The following is an 18,474-nucleotide window of genomic DNA, read 5'->3' on the forward strand; positions in this document are numbered from 1 at the left end:
GGAGGACGGGTGTCCTCCGTCAGCCGAGCAGCAGCGCGATCCCGAGGAGCACGGGGACCGACAGGACCGTGCTCAGCAGGACGACGTCCCGGACGAGCAGCGTGCCGCGGTCGTACGTCGAGGCGTAGACGAACACGTTCTGCGCCGTCGGCAGCGCCGAGGTCACCGTGACCGCGAGCAGCTCCACGCCGTCGAGGCCGGCGACCCAGCGGCCGAGGGCGTAGGCCAGCGCCGGCTGCGCGAGCGTCTTGAGCGCCACCGCCAGCCACACCCGGCCCGCGCCCTCGCCGGACGCCGGCCGCGGCGCGCCGTGCAGGCTCATCCCGTAGGCGAGCAGCGCGGCGGGCACAGCCAGGCCGGCGGTGAGCTCGACCGGCTCCAGCACCAGCGCCGGCAGCTGCACGCCGGTCGCGGCCACCAGCACGCCGAGGGCGCAGCCGACCACCACCGGGGTGGTGAGCGGCTGCAGCACCAGCTGCCAGCGGGGCCGGGCCGCGGCGCGCGAGCCGGCCAGCACGGCCAGCCCGACCGGGGCGAGCACCAGCACCTGGAACAGCAGCACCGGCGCGACGAACGAGGCGTCGTCCAGCACGTACACGGCGATCGGGACGCCGAGGTTGCCGGCGTTGACGTAGGACGCGGCCAGCCCGCCGGCGGCCAGCTCGGCCGGCCGCAGCCGCCAGCGCCACCGGGCCAGGGCGGTGAACAGCAGCGCGCACAGCACCGCGCTGCCGGCCGTGGCCACCAGGGCCGGTGACACCAGCACCCCCGGGTCGGCGCCGGCGAGGGTGAGCAGCAGCAGCGCCGGCGTCGCGACGAAGTACGACACCCGCGACAGCGCGGCGGCGGCGTCCCGCCCGACGGCGCCGGTGCGGGCCACCAGCCAGCCCACGGCGATGACCGTGGCGAGGGCGGCGAAGCCGCCCACCACCCCGTTCACCCGATCGCGTCCCCGACCGCGCGGGCGAACCGGGTCAGCGCCTCCGGCGGGGCCTGCGGCAGGAACAGGCTGGGCTCGGTGAGCTCCAGCTCCAGCACCACCGGCGCCCCGGCGGCGTCGGCGACCAGGTCGATCCGCGCGTACAGCAGCGGCGCGGCGCCGGGCACCAGCGACGGGACGGCGTCGAACACCGCCTGCGCCACCTCCCGCTGCCCGGGTGTCGCGACGACCGGCCGCAGGTCGCCGCGGCTGTCGCGGTCCTGGCGGACGCCCTCGCCCCGGCCCAGCAGCGGGCCCTTGCGCACCGCGTGCGAGAACTCCCCGCCGAGGAAGAGCATCGCGGTCTCCCCGGCGTCGTCCACGCTGGCCAGGTAGGGCTGCACCATCGCCGTCCGCCCGGCTCCGCGCAGCCCGGCGGCGTGCGCGAGCACGTCGGCCGGGTCGGTCCACCGCGCGGTGTCCCGGGAGCCGGCCGACACCGACGGCTTGACCACCCACTCCCCCGCGTCCGGCAGCCCGGCTTCGTCGGTGGGGTCCCAGACCGTGGGCACGACCGGCAGGCCGGCGCGCGCCAGGTCGCGCAGGTGCGTCTTGTCGGTGTTCCAGCGCAGCACCGCAGCGTCGTTGCGCAGCCGCGGGACGGCGCCGGCCCAGGCCAGGAACTCCTCCCGCCGCCAGGCGTAGTCCCAGCAGGAGCGCACGACGGCCAGGTCGTAGCCGGCCCAGTCGACCGCCGGGTCGTCCCAGCGCACGCAGTCGACCGCGACCCCGCCCTCCCGCAGCGCCGGCGCGGCGAGCGGGAGGTCGGGGTCCACGCGCAGCCCGCGCTCGGAGCTGACCAGGGCGACCCGGGAGGTCACCGCGGCAGCTCCAGCACGCCGTCGATGCGCCGCGGGATGCCGCGGAAGTCGTCGGTGAGCTCGGGCGGGAGCACCTCCTGCGGCGCGCCCTGCCAGGTGACCGGGCGCAGGAACCGGCGGACGGCCGTCGTCCCCACCGAGGTGTGCTGGGAGTTCGTCGACGGCCACGGGCCGCCGTGGTGCTGGGCCCAGGACACGGCCACGCCGGTCGGGTAGGCGTCGTAGACCAGCCGGCCGGCGCGGGTGCGCAGCTGCTCCGAGACCGCAAGAGGCAGGTCGGTCTCCCCGGCGCCGCGCAGCACGGTGGCGGTCAGCGACGACGGCATCCGGTCCAGCGCGGCGGACAGCTCGGCCTCGCCGTCGTAGCGGGCCACCACCGACACCGGCCCGAAGCACTCCTCGGTCACCTGCTCGGGCAGCGCGGCGGCCGTCGTCTGCAGCAGCCGGGGCACGGCCTCAAAGCCGCGGCCCGAGGGCTCCCCGCCGCGGGCGATCTCCTCGACGCCGGGTGCGGCGGCCAGCCCGTCGGAGATCCGGCCGTAGGAGGCGGCGATGCCCTCGTTGAGCAGCACCGGCGCACCCGTGCCGCGCACGGCCTCGGCCATGGCCTCGACGACGGCGTCCCCCTCCGGTCCGGCCGGCACGAACGCCAGACCCGGCTTGGTGCAGAACTGGCCGCCGCCGAGGGTGGCGGAGCCGACCAGCTCCGTGCCGATCGTCGTCCCGCGCTCGGCGGCGGCCGTCGGGGTCACGACCACCGGGTTGAGGCTGGACAGCTCGCCGAAGAACGGCACCGGGTCCCGCCGCCGCTCGATGATCTCCAGCAGGGCGCGGCCGCCGTTCACCGAGCCGGTGAAGCCGACGGCGCGGATCGCGGGGTGGGCGACCAGGTCGGCGCCGCCCTGCAGGCCGTGCACGATGCCCAGCGTGCCGTCGGGCGCGCCGGCCTTGCGGGCGGCGGCGTCCAGGACGTCGAAGACCAGCTGCGAGGTCGCCGGGTGCGAGCCGTGCGCCTTGACGACGACGGGGCAGCCGGCCGCGAGCGCCGAGGCGGTGTCGCCGCCGGGCACGGAGAAGGCCAGCGGGAAGTTGCTCGCACCGAAGACCGCGACCGGGCCGATCGGGACCAGCATCCGGCGCAGGTCCGGGCGCGGGCCCATCGGGGTGTCCCCGGGGTGGTCGATGGCCGCCTCGAGGTAGCTGCCCTCGTCCAGCACCTCGGCGAACAGCCGCAGCTGGTAGCAGGTGCGGGTGAGCTCGCCGTTCAGCCGGGTCGGGCCCAGGGCGGTCTCGCGGTCGGCGACGGCGACCACGTCGCCCCGCCGGGCCTCCAGCGCGTCGGCCAGGGCACGCAGCAGCGCGGCCCGCCCGGCGCGGCCGAGGGCGTCCAGGCCGGGGGCCGCGGCGAGGGCGGCGGCGCAGAGCCGGTCGACCTCCTCGGTGGTGGTCTCCCGGGCGACCACCTCGACGGCCTCGCCGGTGCGGGGGTCGGTGCTGACGACGTCAGCCATGGTGGTTCCTCCAGTGGTGGGGCGACGGATCAGCGGATCGCGCCGACGGTGACGCGGTCGACCGTCCAGGCGCGGGCCTGGTCGCTGAGCGTGATGCCCAGTCCCGGCCGGTCGGAGATGTACATGCGCCCGTCGCGGGTCTCCAGGCGCTCGTTGAACAGCGGGTGCAGCCAGTCGAAGTGCTCCACCCACGGCTCGCGAGGGTAGGCCGCCGCCAGGTGGGCGTGGATCTCCATGGCGAAGTGCGGCGCGAGCTGCAGGTTCGCGACGTCGGCGAGGGTGGCCAGCCTGAGGAACTGGGTGATGCCGCCGATGCGCGGGGCGTCGGGCTGGATGACGTCGACCGCACCGTGCCGGATCAGCTCGGCGTGCTCGGCCACGCTGGTCAGCATCTCCCCGGTGGCGATCGCGGTGTCCAGCGACCGGGCGAGCTGGGCGTGGCCATCGGCGTCGTAGGCGTCCAGCGGCTCCTCGATCCAGACCAGGTCGAACTCCTCCAGCCGGCGGCCGACCCGCATGGCGGTCGGCCGGTCCCACTGCTGGTTGGCGTCGACCATGAGCGGCACGCCGTCCCCGATGTGCTCGCGCACGCCGCGGACCCGGCGCAGGTCCTCCGCCGAGTCGGGCAGCCCGACCTTGATCTTGATGCCGCCGATGCCCTGCTCGAGGGTGCGGGTGGCGTTGTCCGCCACCTGCTCGAGCGACTCGTGCAGGAAGCCGCCGGAGGTGTTGTAGCAGCGCACCGAGTCGCGGTGCGCGCCGAGCAGCTTGGCCAGCGGCAGGCCGGCGCGCTTGGCCTTGAGGTCCCACAGCGCGACGTCGACCGCGGCGATGGCCTGCGTGGAGGCGCCGCTGCGGCCCACCGAGGCGCCGGCCCACACGAGCTTGGTCCACAGCCGGCCGATGTCACTGGGGTCCTCGCCGACCAGGTCCGGCGCGACCTCGCTCGCGTGCGCGAACTGCGCCGGGCCGCCGGCCCGCTTGGCGTAGCTGAACCCGACGCCCTCGTGCCCGCCCTCGGTGGTGACCTCGGCGAACAGGAAGGCCACCTCGGTCATCGGCCGCTGCCGGCCGGTGAAGACCTTGGCGTCGCTGATCGGGTTCGGCAGCGGCAGGGTGACCGAGGACAGGGTCACCGACTCGATGCGGTCCAGCACCGCCGGTGCGGTGGTGGGCGCGGTGGGGGCCGTGGTGGTCACGTGTCTCCTCGGTTCGTCAGCGGACCAGGCAGGGCCGCTTGGGGTCGAACGCCCAGCCGGGCACGAGGTACTGCATGGCCACGGCGTCGTCGCGCGCGCCGAGGCCGTGCTCGAGGTACAGCTCGTGCGCGGCGGCCAGGGCGTCGCGGTCCAGTTCCACCCCCAGGCCGGGCGCGGTGGGGACGGCGATGGCGCCGTCGCGGATCTGCAGCGGCTCGCGGGTGAGCGCCTGACCGTCCTGCCAGATCCAGTGCGTGTCCAGGGCGGTGATCTGCCCCGGCGCGGCGGCGCCGACCTGGGTGAACATCGCCAGCGAGACGTCGAAGTGGTTGTTCGAGTGCGAGCCCCAGGTCAGCCCGAAGTCGCTGCACAGCTGGGCGACGCGGACCGAGCCGCGCATGGTCCAGAAGTGCGGGTCGGCCAGCGGGATGTCCACGGCGTTCGAGCGGACGGCGTGCGCCATCTGCCGCCAGTCGGTGGCGATCATGTTGGTCGCGGTCGGCAGACCGGTGGCCCGGCGGAACTCGGCCATGGTCTCGCGGCCGGACCAGCCGCCCTCGGCGCCGACCGGGTCCTCGGCGTAGGCGAGCACCCCGTGCAGGTCGCGGCACAGCTCGACCGCCTCGGCGAGCAGCCAGCCGCCGTTGGGGTCCAGGGTGATCCGGGCGTCGGGGAACCGCTGCGCCAGCGCACGGACGGCGGCGACCTCCTCGCTCCCGGCGAGCACGCCGCCCTTGAGCTTGAAGTCGGTGAACCCGTAGCGGGCCTGCGCGGCCTCGGCCAGCGCGACGACCGCCTCGGGGGTCAGCGCGGGCTCGCGGCGCAGCCGCTCCCAGTCGTCGGCGGGGTCGGCCTCGGCCAGGTACGGCAGGTCGGTGGCCCGCCGGTCCCCGACGTAGAAGAGGTAGCCCAGCATCGGCACGCTGTCGCGCTGCTGGCCCTCGCCGAGCAGCTCGGCCACCGGGACCTCCAGGTGCTGGCCCAGCAGGTCCAGCAGCGCGGACTCCAGCGCGGTGACCGCGTGGATCGTCGTCCGCAGGTCGAAGGTCTGCAGGCCGCGGCCGCCGGCGTCCCGGTCGGCGAAGGTGGCCGCGACCTGCCGCAGCAGTCGGCCGTACCGCGCGACCGGCTGCCCGGCGAGCAGCTCGCCGGCGTCGGCGATGGTGCGGCGGATCGCCTCGCCGCCGGGCACCTCGCCCAGGCCGACGCGGCCCTCGGAGTCGGTGACGACCGCGATGTTGCGCGTGAAGAAGGGCCCGTGCGCGCCGCTGAGGTTGAGCAGCATGCTGTCGTGCCCGGCGACGGGCACCACCTCGACGCGGGCCACGGTGGGCGTGCGGCCGGTCACGACGTCCTCCATCGGGTTCACCACCGGGGGCTCTCCGCGACGTACGAGGGGTCGACCCGCTGCATGTAGCCGGTGTCGTCCCGCTCGCGGAGGCCGCAGTCGAGGTACTGCTGGTGCAGCCGGGCCAGGCCGTCGGGGTCGAGCTCGATCCCGAGCCCGGGTGCGGTGGGCACCGCGACCGCGCCGCCCTCGAACCGCAGGGCACCCGGGACGACGACGTCCTCGGCCGGGTCCTTCCAGGGCCAGTGCGTGTCGCAGGCGTAGTCGAGGTTCGGCGTGGCCGCGGCCAGGTGGGTCATCGCGGCGAGGCTGATGCCGAGGTGGGAGTTGGAGTGCATGGACAGCCCCATGCCGAAGGTCTCGCACACGGCGGCCAGCGACTGGGACCGCCGCAGCCCGCCCCAGAAGTGGTGGTCGGAGAGGACCACCTGGACGGCGTCCTGGCGGACCGCGGGCGGCAGGTGCTCGAAGGCGACGACGCACATGTTGGTGGCCAGCGGCATCGGCACCTCGCGCGCGACCGCGGCCATGCCCTCGATGGTCGGCGTGGGGTCCTCCAGGTACTCGAGCACCCCGTCCAGCGCCTGCCCGACGCCGATGGAGGTCTCGACGGTCCAGGCGGCGTTGGGGTCCAGGCGCAGCGGGTGCTCCGGGAACTCCGCGCGCAGCGCCTCGATCGCGGCGACCTCCTCCTCGGGCGGCAGCACGCCGCCCTTGAGCTTGATCGCGGTGAAGCCGAAGTCGTCGACCATGCGCCGGGCCTGCGCGACGAGGCCGTCGGGGTCGAGGGCGGCGCCCCACTCGTCCTCGGGGGCACCGGGGTGGCCGGCCCACTTGTAGAACAGGTAGGCGCTGTACGGCACGGCCGGGCGCACCGCCCCGCCGAGCAGGTCGCTCACCGGGCGGCCGAGGAGCCTGCCCTGCAGGTCGAGCGCCGCGACCTCGAACGGGGAGGACACCCGCTCGGCGGTGGCCGACCCGGTCACCATGCCGCTCATCCCGTGCCCGCCGCGGCCGTCGTCGGCCGAGAGGGCGGGCAGCACGCGCTGCCGGAGCCCCGGGAGGTCGAAGACGTCGACCCCGACGAGTTCCTCGGCCGCGCGCCGGAGCCGGGCCAGGTGCGGCAGGTCGCCGTAGGACTCGCCGAGGCCGGTGACGCCCGCGTCGGTGTGCACCTGCACCACCGAGCGCAGCGCGTACGGCTCGTGGACGCCGACCGCGTTGAGCAGCGGCGGGTCGCGGAAGGCGACCGGGGTGATCTCCACCCGGGTGACCCGGGCACCGTCGGTCGGCTGGGGGGAGGCGGGCATCAGGAGACCTTGTCGACCAGGGCGGTCAGCTCGGCCAGCTCGGCCTCGGTCAGGTCCGACAGCGGCGGGCGGACCCGCCCGCCGTCCCGGCCGACGGCGGTCAGGCCCGCCTTGACGATGGAGACGGCGTAGCCCTTGGCCCGGTCGCGGATGTCGAGGTAGGGGATCACGAAGTCGTTGAGCATCTGGTAGACGGCGGTGCGGTCCTGGGCGCGGACGGCGGCGTAGAAGCGCAGTGCGAACTCGGGCAAGAAGTTGTAGAGCGCCGACGAGTACGTGGTGACGCCGAGTTGCAGGAGCGGCAGCGCGAAGGTCTCCGCCGTGGGCAGCCCGCCGACGTAGATCAGCCGGTCGCCGACGCGGGCGTAGGTGCGGGTCATCTGCTCGATGTCGCCCACGCCGTCCTTGAGGCCGATCAGGTTGGGGTTGCGCTCGGCCACCTCGGCCACCGTCGCGTCGGTGAGCACGGCGTTCGCCCGGCTGTAGACGATGACGCCCAGGTCGGTGGCGCGGCACACGGCGCCGATGTGCTCGACCAGGCCCCGCTGGCTGGCCTCGGTGAGGTAGGGCGGGAACAGCAGGAGACCCGAGGCACCCGCCGCCTGCGCCGCCTGGGCCTGGGCGACGGAGACGGCCGTGCCGCCGGTGGCGGGAGCGATGACCGGCACCCGGTCGGCGACCTCGTCGACGGCGACGCGCACCACGCGGTCCATCTCCGCCGAGGTCAGCGAGAAGCCCTCGCCCGTCCCGCCAGCGGCGAAGAGACCGGCCACGTCGAACCCCGACTGCCAGGCCAGGTGCTCGCGGTAGCGGGCCTCGTCGAACTGCAACTCGGCGTCGAAGTGGGTCACCGGGAAGGAGAGCAGGCCGGACTTCAGCCGGTCAGCGAGGGCGTCCGGGGGCAGCAGCGTCACGGGGATCGTGTCCTTGGTCCGACGGGTCCGCGCCGGGTCGTCCGGGGCGCGGGCTGTGGTCGCGGCCACCGTAGGAAGACTGATCGATGCCCGTCCAATCGTCTTTGCGCATCGCTCGATGCCATACCGGTATCAGGATCGGCCGGTCCGCCGCTCCAGCACCGCGAGCGCCCGCCACAGCGCCGGGTTCTTCGAGTCCTTCGCCCAGAGCAGGTGCAGCTCCACCGGCTCGGGCACCGGGGTCTCCAGCCGGACGAACCCGACACCCTCGATCGGCAGCCGCGCGGCGGACTCCGGCACGAAGGCCACCCCGCGACCGGCCGCGACGAGCCAGAGCATCGTGAGCACCTGGCTCACCGTGTGCACGGTGTTCTCCGCGGCGATCGGCACGACACCGGCCACCAGGTCGTAGAAGTACTTCGCCTTGGTGGGCGAGTGCATGACCACCGGCGTGGACGCGAGGTCGGCGGCCCGCGCGGGGCGCCCCAGCCCCAGCAGCCGGTGACCCACCGGGGCGGCGACGAGCAGCGCCTCGCGGTGCAGCAGCCGGTGCCCGAAGGCCTCCTCGTCGAAGGGCGGCCGCCCCAGTCCCAGGTCGACCTCCTCGTTGAGCAGCCCGGCGACCTGCTCGCGGGTCACCATCTCGGCGAGGTCGACGTCGACGTCGGGCAGCTCCCGCGCCAGGTCGTTGAGCAGCTGCCCGAGCGTCCCGTAGGTCGAGGCGGCGGTGAAGCCGATCCGCACCACGCCGCTGGCGCCCGACGACACCCGGCGGGCGAGCTCGGGGGCGGAGTCGGCCAGGCCGAGGAGCCGCCGGGCCTCGACCAGGAAGACCTGGCCGGCGGCGGTGAGGGTGACCCGGCGGTTGTCCCGCTCGAGCAGCTGGGCGCCCACGACACGCTCCAGCTTCTGGATCTGGCGGCTCAACGGCGGTTGGGTCATCTTCAGCCGCGCGGCCGCCCGGCCGAAGTGCAGCTCGTCAGCGACGGCAACGAAACCGCGGAGCTGCTCGAGGGTGAACGCCATGCCCGCAAGGTATCAACCAATGCCGCAATGGATTTGGACAGGCATGAGCCGGTCTTCTTAGGCTCGCCGACGACCAGGCGTCCGTGACGCCACTCACACCGCCCGCGGCCCGGCCACGGCTGCTCTCCGAGGGGAACTCTCATGACCACGATCAACCGCGCGCGCCGATGGGCGACGGCCGGTACCGGCCTGGCCCTGACCCTGTCGCTGGCCGCCTGCGGCGGCAACGTCGGCGGCGGGGGCTCCGATGCGGCCGAGTACCCCGACGGCCCGGTGACGATCCTGGTGGGTGCCGACCCCGGTGGCAGCACCGACCTCATCGCCCGGGCGGCAGCCGAGGGCATGTCCGACGAGCTCGGGGTCGCGGTCAACGTCGAGAACCGCCCCGGCGCCAACGGCGCGCTGTCGCTCCAGGAGCTCGCCGGCGAGGAGCCGGACGGGCAGACCCTGGCGGTCTTCAACGGCAGCCTGGCGTACATCACGCCGTTCGCGGTGGCCGAGGGCGAGGCCGTCTCGATCGAGGACTACGAGGTCGTCAGCGGGCTCTCGCTCGACGACTACGTGCTCGTCACCGCCCCGGACTCGGGCTTCGCGACGGTCGAGGACCTCGCCGCGGCCGGCCGGCCGATCACCTTCGGCACCACGGGCGTGGGCACCGGCAGCCAGCTCTCCCAGGAGCTGCTGTTCAACCAGGCCGGCATCGAGGCGACCTCGGTGCCCTTCGACGGCGGCGCGCCGACGCTGACCGCCGTCCTGGGTGGCCAGGTCGACGTCGGTTCGATCCAGCTGGGTGAGGCCATCGAGCAGATCGAGGCCGGCGAGCTGACCCCGATCGTGACCTTCGCCGAGGAACGCCCGACCTACCTGCCCGACACCCCGACCGCGATCGAGGCCGGCTACGACGTGCCGGTGCAGCAGTCGCGGGCCCTCGTCGCCCCGCAGGGCACCCCTGCCGAGGTGGTCGACCGGTTGAACGAGGCCCTGGACGCCACCTTCGAGACCGAGGCCTACCAGCAGTTCAACGAGGACAACCAGCTCACCCCGTGGGAGGTCGACGGCGCGCAGGTGACCGAGGAGTACACCTCCAACCTGCAGGACTACCGCGCCGTGGTCGAGGAGTACGGCATCGACCTCGGCGCGGAGCAGTGACCGCTGCCTCCGGCGGGGCGTCCGCGCCCGGGAGCCCCGGCGGCCGCTCGGCCGCCGGGGCTCCCCCGGCGGGCCGTCCGCAGCCCGAGGGCACGCCCGCTCCCGTCGCCGCCGAGGCCCGCCCGGCGGACCTCGACGACCTGCCGCTGGAGGAGATGAGCCTCGAGGAGGCCATCCACCGGGTCGAGGAGGCCGAGCACGAGGGCCGCCCGCCGGCCGCCGGCACGCCGAGCAACCTCGTCACGGCCGTCGTCGTCATCGCCCTGGGAGGAGCCGCCCTCGCCGGCGCGGTCGGCCTGGGCCTCGGCACCGCCGCGGAGCCCGGCTCGGGCACCTGGCCGATGCTCGTCGCCGTCGTCACCGTGCTGATCGGCGTCGCGCTGGTCGCGGTCGCCCGCCGGGCACACGACAGCGAGCGGTTCACGCGCAGCAGCCTGCTCGTGCTGGTCGGGCTCGCGACGATGGTCGTCTTCGTCGCCCTGCTGCCGGTCATCGGCTTCGAGATCCCGGCCGCGCTGCTCTGCTTCGTGTGGCTGCGCTTCCTGGGCGCCGAGAGCTGGCGGCTGTCGCTGGGCCTCAGCGTCGGCCTGGTCGCCGCGTTCTACCTCGTCTTCGTGGGCGCCCTCGGGGTGTCCATCCCGCACCTCTTCTAGGAGTAGCCGTGGACTTCGCCCCGGTGCTCGACGGCTTCGGTGTCGTGCTCGAGCCGGTCAACCTGCTCTACTGCCTGATCGGTGTCGTCATCGGCATGCTGGTCGGCGTGCTGCCCGGGCTCGGCCCGGCGGCGACCATCGCCATCCTGCTGCCGATCACCTTCGGCATCGAGCCGGTGACGGCGATCATCATGCTGGCCGGCATCTTCTACGGGGCCCAGTACGGCGGGACCATCACCTCGGTGCTGCTGCGGCTGCCCGGTGAGGCGTCGTCGGTCGTCACCGTCTTCGACGGGTACGCCCTGGCCCGCCAGGGGCGCGCGGGGACCGCACTGGGCATCGCGGCCATCGGCTCCTTCGTGGGCGGCACGGTCTCGATCGTCGCGCTGACCCTGGTGGCTCCCCTGGTCGCCGGCTTCGCGCTCGACTTCGGCCCTCCCGAGTACACCGCCCTCGCGCTGCTCGGCATCCTGCTCGTCGCCACCGTCAGCGGGGGGAGCCGGCTCAAGGCCGTCGTGGCAGCCTGCGTCGGACTGCTGCTGGCCACCGTCGGCCGCGACACGTTCACCGGCGCCGAGCGGTTCACCTTCGACAACCTGAACCTGGCCGACGGCCTGGACTTCGTCCCGATCGCGATGGGCCTGTTCGGTCTCGGGGAGATCCTCTACAACCTCGAGGAACGGCACCGCACGGTGCACGCACCGGCCACGGTGGCCAACGTCTGGCCGTCCCGTACCGACCTCCGCCAGGCCTCCGGCGCCATCGGCCGCGGCTCGGTGCTCGGGTTCTTCCTCGGCATCCTCCCCGGCGGCGGCGCCACCATCTCCTCGCTGGCCGCCTACGCGCTGGAGAAGCGGCGGTCGAAGACGCCGGAGCGCTTCGGCAAGGGCGCCGTCGAGGGCGTCGCGGCACCGGAGACGGCGAACAACGCGGCCGCGACGTCGTCGTTCATCCCGCTGCTCACCCTCGGGATCCCCGCCAACGGGACCATGGCGGTCATCTTCGGCGCGCTGCTGATCCAGGGCGTCGCCGTCGGCCCGCAGCTGGTCAGCCAGGAGCCCGAGCTGTTCTGGGGCGTCGTCAACTCCATGTACATCGACAACATCCTGTTGCTGATCATGAGCATCCCGCTGGTCGGCCTGTTCGTGCGGATCCTGCGGGTCAGGCCGGCGATCCTCGCCCCGGTCACCGTGATGATCACGCTCATCGGCGTCTACACGGTGAACAACAGCGTGTTCGACATCGTGCTGGTGATCGTGTTCGGCGCCCTGGGCTACGTCATGAAGAAGCTGGGGTTCGAGCCGGGGCCACTGGTGCTCGCCTTCGTCCTCGGCTCGCTGCTGGAGGACTCGCTGCGCCGATCGCTGCGGATCTTCGAGGGCGACCCGACCGGCTTCCTGACCCGGCCGATCTCCGGGACGCTGCTCGTCCTCTTCGTGCTGGTCGCCCTCCTCCCGGCGTTCCAGGCCCTCCGCCACCGCCGGCGCGCCACCGCGCACGACGCCGCCGCCGCCACCGACGACAAGGAGCTCGTATGACCGAGTTGACGAGGTCACCCAGAGACACAGCACCGTCGGTCGCGACGCCGACGAGCGCCAGCGAGGAGCGCTCGTGACCGTCCTCGTCGCTTACGTCCCCACGCCCGAGGGGGACGCCGCGTTCGCCGCCGCGGTCGAGGAGGCCGGCCGTCGCCGCGACCGGCTGGTCCTGCTCAACACCCCGCGCGAGGGCGCCCCGGTCAGCGCGGCCATGGCCGGCGAGGACGCCGTCCGGGCCCTCGTCGCCCGGGCGTCGGCCGCCGGCGTCGAGGTCGAGGTGCACCAGGAGGCGCACGCCGGCGACGTGGCCGACGAGGTCGTCCGGGTGGCCGGCGCGGTCGACGCGGCGGTGATCGTGATCGGCCTGCGGAAGCGCTCGCCGGTCGGCAAGCTGCTCATGGGCAGCACCGCCCAGCGGATCCTGCTCGACGCCGACCGCCCGGTGCTCGCCGTCAAGCCCTGACGCCCCGGACCGCGCCGGCCGGCCTCCTGGGAGGCTGGCCGGCGTGGCCGTCGAGCGGGTGGTGCCGGACCTGGTGAGCACGTCGATCGAGGAGGCGACCGGCTTCTACGGCCGGGTGCTGGGCCTGCAGCCGGTGATGGACGACGGTTGGATCGTTCCGCTCGCCGACCCGGACCGGCCGCACGTCCAGCTCAGCCTGGTGACGCGGGACGCGACCGCGCCGGTCGTCCCGGCCGTGTCGGTCCAGGTGGACGACGTCGACGCCGCCCATGCCGCCGCGCTGCGCGAGGGCGCCGAGATCGTCCACCCGCTGACCGACGAGCCGTGGGGCGTGCGCCGCTTCTTCGTCCGCGACCCCGACGGCCACGTCGTCAACGTGCTCGGCCACCGCTGACCCCCGGCGGCGGGGGTCAGCCCGGCGCGGTCACCGCGGCCAGCACCGCCGCGTAGGCATCCTCGGCGACCGCGCGCAGCTCGGCGTCCGTGCGGTCCTGCACCGGGTGCGGCACCAGCACGTGGGGCGCCGGGAAGCCCAGCGCCGCCCCCTGCAGCCGGGCCGCGTCGGCGAAGGCCGCGCTGGCGAGGAAGACCCCCACCACGCCGCGGCGCTCCAGGTCGGCGATGTCGTGCACACTGCACGACGTGCACGAGCCCTAGTCGGCCAGCGCCTCGACCACCACCTCGCACTGCTCGGTGATCTCCTGCCGCAGGTCGACCGGGGCGACCCGCGCGAACGTGGGCTTCCGGTAGCGGCGCACCGTGACGCCGTCCGCCCGCAGCAGCTCCGCCAGGCGGTCCAGGACGACGTCGCCGCGGGCCTTGCCGATGTCCAGCAGGCCCACCGTGCGGCCCTGCAGCGACGCCGGGCGCGGCAACGGCGCCCGGGCGGCCGGCCGGCGCTCGCCGGTCGGATCGAGGACCGTCGTCACGCCCGCACCTCCCGGGTCACCGGAACACTGCCCGTCTCGCCGGCGACCCAGCCCCCGACGATCGCGCTGAACAACCCCGCGTCGCCGCCGGCATGGGCCACCAGCAGACCACCGGGCCGGAACTTCGGCACCTCGCCGGCAGCGACCCCGGGCGGCAGGCCCTCGGCCATCCCGCCGGCCCCCCGCACCAGCTCCCCCGCCGGCAGCCGCAGCAGCCCGTCGAGCTCGGCCAGCAGCCGGGCCCGGTCCCAGCCGGCCGCCGCGAACACCCGGCCGTGCTCCGGGGAGACGACCAGCATCGCGTCGAAGGCCATCGGCAGCTTCGGGTGCGCGTTGACGCGCAGGCAGGCCGCGAACGTGCGGGCCAGCGACTCCGGGTCCCGGCTGAGCTGGTCGACCACCGGCTGCACGCCGGAGCCGGCGAAGACGGTGACCGCGTCGCCGGGCACCCCGCGGTCGGCCGCCAGCGGCGGGAACGGGCTGTCCTGCTCCCGCTCGGCGAAGCAGAAGGTGACCTTCCCCGGGTTGCCCAGGGTCGCCCGGTCCACCTCACCGGGACGCCCGCGGCCGACGTTGCGGACCACCAGCTGCAGCGCCCGGCCGATCGTGGCGTTCGCCCGGTTGCCCTGTCCCAGCGCGTTGACCCCGCTGTTCATCCCGATCCGCGTGGCCACCGGTCCGTTGACCACCACCACCGGCCCGGCGAAGTAGGTGGTCGCCAGCAGGCCGTGCAGCGCGAACTCCTCCGCCGACGCCGCCTCGACGGCCGCCAGGACGACCGGCAGGTGCTCGGGCAGGCAGCCGGCCAGCACCGCGTTGACCGCCACCTTCTCGACGGTGCAGGGCACCAGGTCCGGCGGGACGACGGCGACGACCTCCCCGGGGTCGCGGGTCGTGCCGCGCAGCATCCGCACCACCCGCTCCGGTGTCGGCGGCACCACGGGCAGTCCGTCGGTCCAGCCCCGGTCGAACAACGCCTCGTGCTCGTCCTCCAGGTCGGCCAGCTCGACCCGGCGGCTGGTCAGCCCGCTGCTCCCGTACCGCGCGTCGAGCGCGTCGACCCGGGTGGGGTCGACCGACAGCGACCCGCAGCCCGGCCGGTGCTCGGGCAGGCCCTCGCCCAGCCCGGCGACGCCGGCCAGCGCCTCCCACTGCCCACGGCTCCAGCCGACCACCCGCGCGGTCTCCGCGCCGTCCTCCACCCGCATCAGGGTGGGGACCGTCTCGATGCCCAGGCGGTAGGACAGCTCGAGGGCGGTGTCGTCGTGGTCGAACCAGGTGGGGTCGTCCTGGCACCACACGGCGGCGCCCAGCCCGCGCAGCACCGGCTCGACCAGGACGCAGGTCGGGCAGTCCCGCTTGACGACGGCGACCAGGCCGTCGGGCAGCTGCACGGACGCGACCCTAGCCGTCGGGGTTCGTCCGGGGCGTCGGCGGGGAAGGACCACGACGACGACCGACCAGAGCGGGGGACAGAGTGGCTGAGATCGCCTACGTGTCGGAGGTCCGCGTCGAGCGGCTGGGCGGGCCGCTCCGCGCGGCCCACCTGCCCGGCGAGGAGGAGCCGACCGTCTACGGGATGCACGGGGCCATCGCCGAGCACTACGGGATGCAGCCGGGTGCCGCACCGAGCCACGCCAGCACGATCGACCACCTCGTGGGCGCCGCACTCGGTTAGCTGACCGGGACGTTCGCCGGGGCCCTGGCGGCCCGGCGGATCGACCCCACCGGTCTGGTGGGGCACGCGCGCGGTGAGGTCGAGCTGGAGGGAAAGGTCCTGGTGGTCAAGCGCATCGCGGTCACCTACACCGGTCTGGACGTCGCCGAGGAGGACGCCGGGAAGGTGCAGAGGGTGCTCGCGGTCCATGCCGACGGCTGCCCGGTGGCGCGGAGCCTCAAGGGGTCGATCGAGATCACCACGCAGCTCGGCTGACCCGGGTCCGCGCGCACGGACCCGTGGTGCCCGGCCGCGCCGGGGCGGGAGACTGCGACGTGCCGGGGAGCTCCACCGCCCCGGCGTCCGGACACCTGCGAGGGGGGCCGGCGATGGGTGAGCGCACGACGTGCCTGGTCGTCGGTGGCGGCCCGGCCGGGATGGTGCTGGGGCTGCTGCTGGCCAGAGCAGGGGTCGAGGTGACCGTGCTGGAGAAGCACGCCGACTTCCTCCGCGACTTCCGCGGCGACACGGTGCACCCCTCGACGCTGCAGCTGCTCGACGAGCTCGGCCTGGGCGAGGAGTTCGCCCGGCTGCCGCACACGAGGGTGGAGCAGGTCGTCTTCCCGGCCGGGGACGGCGGCAGCGTGACCCTCGGCGACTTCCGCCGGCTCAGGGTCCGCCACCCCTACATCGCGATGGTGCCGCAGTGGGACCTGCTGGACCTGCTCGCCGACGCCGGACGCCGCGAGCCGACGTACACGCTGCGCATGCAGACGGAGATGACCGATCTGGTCCGCGAGGGCGACCGGGTCACCGGCGTGCGGTACCGCACCGCGGACGGCGCCACCGGTGAGATCCGCGCCGACCTCACCGTGGCCTGCGACGGCCGGCACTCGGTCGCGCGGCGCCAGGCGGGACTGCGACCGGAGGAGTTCCCCGTCCCGATCGACGCCTGGTGGTTCCGCGTCCCCCGCCTGCCCGGCGACCACCCGGCCGCCCTGGCCCCGCGGGCGGCACCCGGCCGCTTCGCCGTCGTCATCCCGCGCGAGACCTTCCTGCAGGTGGCCTACATCGGCCGCAAGGGTGCCGACCCCGAGCTGCGCGCCCGCGGCATCGAGGCCTTCCGCCAGGACGTCGCGGAGCTGATCCCCGAGTTCCGGGACCGGATGGACGCGCTGGCGTCGATGGACGACGTGAAGCACCTCGACGTCCGGGTGGACCGGTTGCTGCGCTGGCACGTCGACGGGCTGCTGTGCATCGGCGACGCCGCACACGCCATGTCGCCGGTCGGCGGTGTCGGCATCAACCTCGCCGTCCAGGACGCCGTGGCGACGGCGACCCTGCTCGCCGAGCCGCTGCGCCGCGGCGTGGTGGGCCCGGCGGAGCTGGCCGCCGTCCGCACGCGCCGGCTGGTGCCGACCGTGCTGGTGCAGACCCTGCAGCGGGCGCTGCACCGCGCCCTGGTCGGGCCACTGGTCGAGGGACGACGGCCCGGGCCGCCCGCGCTCGCCCTCGCGCTGGTGCGGCGCATCCCCCAGCTGTCCGTCGTCCCGGCGTACCTCATCGGCGTGGGGCTGCGGCCCGAGCACGCCCCGCCCTTCGCCCGGCGGGCGCCGGCGCACTCCTGACCCCGGCAGCCGAGTGGCGCGCGCACGCGCGGGACCTCCGTACCTGGCGCCCGCCGGCCGGCCCCGGGAGCCTCGGGCGATGGACGACGGCCCGGTGGTGCAGCTCGACGCGGCGTTCTTCGCCGACCCGCACGCCCGCTACGCGCGGTTGCGCGAGGAGCGGCCGGTCGCGCGGGCGGTGACACCGGTGGGCCTGCCGGTCTGGCTGGTCACCCGGTACGACGACGCCCGGGCCGCGCTGGCCGACCCGCGCCTGGCCAAGGACTCCGACGGGTTCGCCGCGGTGATCGAGCGCCAGCAGCTGCCGCCCGGGGCACGGGCCGTGTTCGCCCAGGAGCTCAGCCGGCACATGCTCAGCTCCGACCCGCCCGACCACACCCGGCTGCGCAAGCTGGTGGGCCGCGCCTTCACCGTGCGGGCGATCGCCGGCCTGCGCCCGCGGGTCGAGGCGATCGCCGCCGGGCTCGCCGACCGGATGGCCGCCGGCCCGGACGAGGTCGACCTGCTCGACGCGTTCGCCTTCCCGCTGCCCATGGCGGTGATCTGCGACCTGCTCGGCGTCCCTGAGGGCGAGCGCACGTCGTTCCGCCGCTGGTCGAACACGCTGCTGACCTCCGACGGCGCGGTCGAGGAGCGCACCGCCGCGGGGATGTCCATGGCCACCTACCTCACCGCGCTGGTCGAGGAGAAGCGGGCGAGGCCGGCCGGCGACATGCTGTCGGCGATCGCCGCCGCCGCCGAGGACGCCGACCGGCTGTCGGCCGACGAGACCGTGTCGATGGCCTTCCTGCTGCTGGTCGCCGGGCACGAGACGACGGTCAACCTGATCGGCAACGGCGTCCTCGCGCTGCTGCGCCGTCCCGACCGGCTGGCCGAGCTGCGCGCCGACCCCGGCCTCGTCCCCGCCGCCGTCGAGGAGTTCCTGCGCCTCGACGGGCCGGTCAACCTGGCCACGTTCCGGCACACCACCGAGCCCGTGCCCATCGGCGGCACGACCATCCCGGCCGGCGAGGTGGTGCTGGTGTCCCTCGCCTCGGCCAACCGCGACCCCGCCCACGTGGTCGCCCCCGACGAGCTGGACTGGCACCGCCAGGTCGGCCACCTGGCCTTCGGGCACGGCATCCACCACTGCCTCGGCGCCCCGCTGGCCCGGCTCGAGGGCGAGGTCGCCTTCCGGACGCTGCTCGGCCGCTTCCCCGACCTCGCCCTCGCCGCAGATCCCGACGAGCTGACCTGGCGGCAGAGCATCCTCATGCGCGGCCTGACCCGCCTGCCGGTGCGGCTCCGCGGCAGCAGTCCCGGCCGGGTGACCGCGGGGCACACCGCCACCGCCGGGACGCGGTGAGCGC

18 protein-coding genes and 1 pseudogene are annotated in these 18,474 nt (G+C 74.8%); 9 read left to right on the top strand and 10 right to left on the bottom strand.

The window, feature by feature from the left end; translation table 11 throughout:
• Nucleotides 1–19 precede the first annotated feature (19 nt).
• The 8 genes from BLR12_RS06530 to BLR12_RS06565 all read right to left on the bottom strand — a co-directional run bounded on the left by BLR12_RS06530 (nucleotide 20) and on the right by BLR12_RS06565 (nucleotide 9,108).
• Nucleotides 20–940 carry an AEC family transporter gene (locus BLR12_RS06530; RefSeq protein ID WP_091375173.1) on the bottom strand — a complete coding sequence of 307 codons (921 nt, stop codon included), beginning with the start codon at nucleotides 938–940 and terminating at the stop codon, nucleotides 20–22.
• Nucleotides 937–1,800 carry an ATP-grasp domain-containing protein gene (locus tag BLR12_RS06535; RefSeq protein ID WP_091375176.1) on the bottom strand — a complete coding sequence of 288 codons (864 nt, stop codon included), beginning with the start codon at nucleotides 1,798–1,800 and terminating at the stop codon, nucleotides 937–939. The genes BLR12_RS06530 and BLR12_RS06535 overlap by 4 nt, the downstream gene beginning before the upstream one ends.
• A complete protein-coding gene (locus tag BLR12_RS06540) occupies nucleotides 1,797–3,311 on the bottom strand; it encodes an aldehyde dehydrogenase (NADP(+)) (RefSeq protein WP_091375179.1) in 1,515 nt (504 codons plus the stop codon). Before BLR12_RS06540 ends, BLR12_RS06535 begins: the two co-directional genes overlap by 4 nt.
• A gap of 29 nt (nucleotides 3,312–3,340) precedes the next feature.
• Nucleotides 3,341–4,510, bottom strand: coding sequence for an L-talarate/galactarate dehydratase (locus tag BLR12_RS06545; protein ID WP_091375183.1), 1,170 nt, complete (start codon nucleotides 4,508–4,510; stop codon nucleotides 3,341–3,343).
• Between the two features lie 16 nt (nucleotides 4,511–4,526).
• Nucleotides 4,527–5,870 (bottom strand): enolase C-terminal domain-like protein, encoded by a 1,344-nt coding sequence (locus tag BLR12_RS06550; protein ID WP_091376529.1) that lies wholly within the window; start codon nucleotides 5,868–5,870, stop codon nucleotides 4,527–4,529.
• A 5-nt stretch (nucleotides 5,871–5,875) separates the two neighbouring features.
• A complete protein-coding gene (locus BLR12_RS06555) occupies nucleotides 5,876–7,168 on the bottom strand; it encodes a glucarate dehydratase family protein (RefSeq protein ID WP_091375186.1) in 1,293 nt (430 codons plus the stop codon).
• Nucleotides 7,168–8,151, bottom strand: a complete 984-nt coding sequence (gene kdgD, locus BLR12_RS06560; protein ID WP_255363344.1) for a 5-dehydro-4-deoxyglucarate dehydratase — start codon at nucleotides 8,149–8,151, stop codon at nucleotides 7,168–7,170. The genes BLR12_RS06555 and kdgD overlap by 1 nt, the downstream gene beginning before the upstream one ends.
• Nucleotides 8,152–8,214: 63 nt before the next feature.
• The gene (locus BLR12_RS06565) at nucleotides 8,215–9,108 is read right to left on the bottom strand and encodes a LysR substrate-binding domain-containing protein (protein ID WP_091375189.1); all 894 of its coding nucleotides are present in this window, start codon (nucleotides 9,106–9,108) and stop codon (nucleotides 8,215–8,217) included.
• A gap of 141 nt (nucleotides 9,109–9,249) precedes the next feature.
• Between BLR12_RS06565 and BLR12_RS06570 the strand changes: the two genes are divergently transcribed.
• The 5 genes from BLR12_RS06570 to BLR12_RS06590 all read left to right on the top strand — a co-directional run bounded on the left by BLR12_RS06570 (nucleotide 9,250) and on the right by BLR12_RS06590 (nucleotide 13,305).
• Nucleotides 9,250–10,257: a Bug family tripartite tricarboxylate transporter substrate binding protein gene (locus BLR12_RS06570; RefSeq protein ID WP_091375192.1), complete on the top strand. Its 1,008-nt coding sequence runs from the start codon at nucleotides 9,250–9,252 to the stop codon at nucleotides 10,255–10,257.
• The gene (locus BLR12_RS06575; protein ID WP_218120570.1) at nucleotides 10,254–10,910 is read left to right on the top strand and encodes a tripartite tricarboxylate transporter TctB family protein; all 657 of its coding nucleotides are present in this window, start codon (nucleotides 10,254–10,256) and stop codon (nucleotides 10,908–10,910) included. The genes BLR12_RS06570 and BLR12_RS06575 overlap by 4 nt, the downstream gene beginning before the upstream one ends.
• A gap of 8 nt (nucleotides 10,911–10,918) precedes the next feature.
• The gene (locus BLR12_RS06580; RefSeq protein ID WP_091375196.1) at nucleotides 10,919–12,448 is read left to right on the top strand and encodes a tripartite tricarboxylate transporter permease; all 1,530 of its coding nucleotides are present in this window, start codon (nucleotides 10,919–10,921) and stop codon (nucleotides 12,446–12,448) included.
• A 73-nt stretch (nucleotides 12,449–12,521) separates the two neighbouring features.
• Nucleotides 12,522–12,911, top strand: a complete 390-nt coding sequence (locus tag BLR12_RS06585) for a universal stress protein (protein ID WP_091375199.1) — start codon at nucleotides 12,522–12,524, stop codon at nucleotides 12,909–12,911.
• Between the two features lie 43 nt (nucleotides 12,912–12,954).
• Nucleotides 12,955–13,305 (top strand): VOC family protein, encoded by a 351-nt coding sequence (locus BLR12_RS06590; RefSeq protein WP_091375203.1) that lies wholly within the window; start codon nucleotides 12,955–12,957, stop codon nucleotides 13,303–13,305.
• Between the two features lie 16 nt (nucleotides 13,306–13,321).
• On the opposite strand, the pseudogene BLR12_RS25495 reads toward BLR12_RS06590, so the two are convergent.
• Nucleotides 13,322–13,840 (bottom strand): annotated as a pseudogene (locus BLR12_RS25495) (UGSC family (seleno)protein).
• Entirely contained in the window at nucleotides 13,837–15,234 is a 1,398-nt protein-coding gene (locus tag BLR12_RS06605; protein WP_091375211.1) for a thioredoxin family protein, read from the bottom strand. Before BLR12_RS06605 ends, BLR12_RS25495 begins: the two are co-directional and overlap by 4 nt.
• A gap of 83 nt (nucleotides 15,235–15,317) precedes the next feature.
• On the opposite strand from BLR12_RS06605, the gene BLR12_RS06610 reads away from it, so the two are divergent.
• The 4 genes from BLR12_RS06610 to BLR12_RS06625 all read left to right on the top strand — a co-directional run bounded on the left by BLR12_RS06610 (nucleotide 15,318) and on the right by BLR12_RS06625 (nucleotide 18,470).
• Nucleotides 15,318–15,518: a hypothetical protein gene (locus BLR12_RS06610; protein WP_091375214.1), complete on the top strand. Its 201-nt coding sequence runs from the start codon at nucleotides 15,318–15,320 to the stop codon at nucleotides 15,516–15,518.
• Nucleotides 15,519–15,773: an OsmC family protein gene (locus tag BLR12_RS06615; RefSeq protein WP_143018717.1), complete on the top strand. Its 255-nt coding sequence runs from the start codon at nucleotides 15,519–15,521 to the stop codon at nucleotides 15,771–15,773.
• Between the two features lie 113 nt (nucleotides 15,774–15,886).
• Complete coding sequence (locus BLR12_RS06620) at nucleotides 15,887–17,125, top strand: FAD-dependent oxidoreductase (protein ID WP_091375221.1); 1,239 nt, start codon at nucleotides 15,887–15,889, stop codon at nucleotides 17,123–17,125.
• Nucleotides 17,126–17,204: 79 nt separating this feature from the next.
• On the top strand, nucleotides 17,205–18,470 hold the full coding sequence (locus BLR12_RS06625) for a cytochrome P450 family protein (RefSeq protein WP_091375224.1): 1,266 nt from the start codon (nucleotides 17,205–17,207) through the stop codon (nucleotides 18,468–18,470).
• The last annotated feature ends 4 nt before the right edge of the window (nucleotides 18,471–18,474 follow it).

Origin of the sequence: Geodermatophilus sp. DSM 45219, from assembly GCF_900104025.1 — a bacterium.
In the GTDB taxonomy this organism is placed as follows: Bacteria; Actinomycetota; Actinomycetes; order Mycobacteriales; family Geodermatophilaceae; genus Geodermatophilus.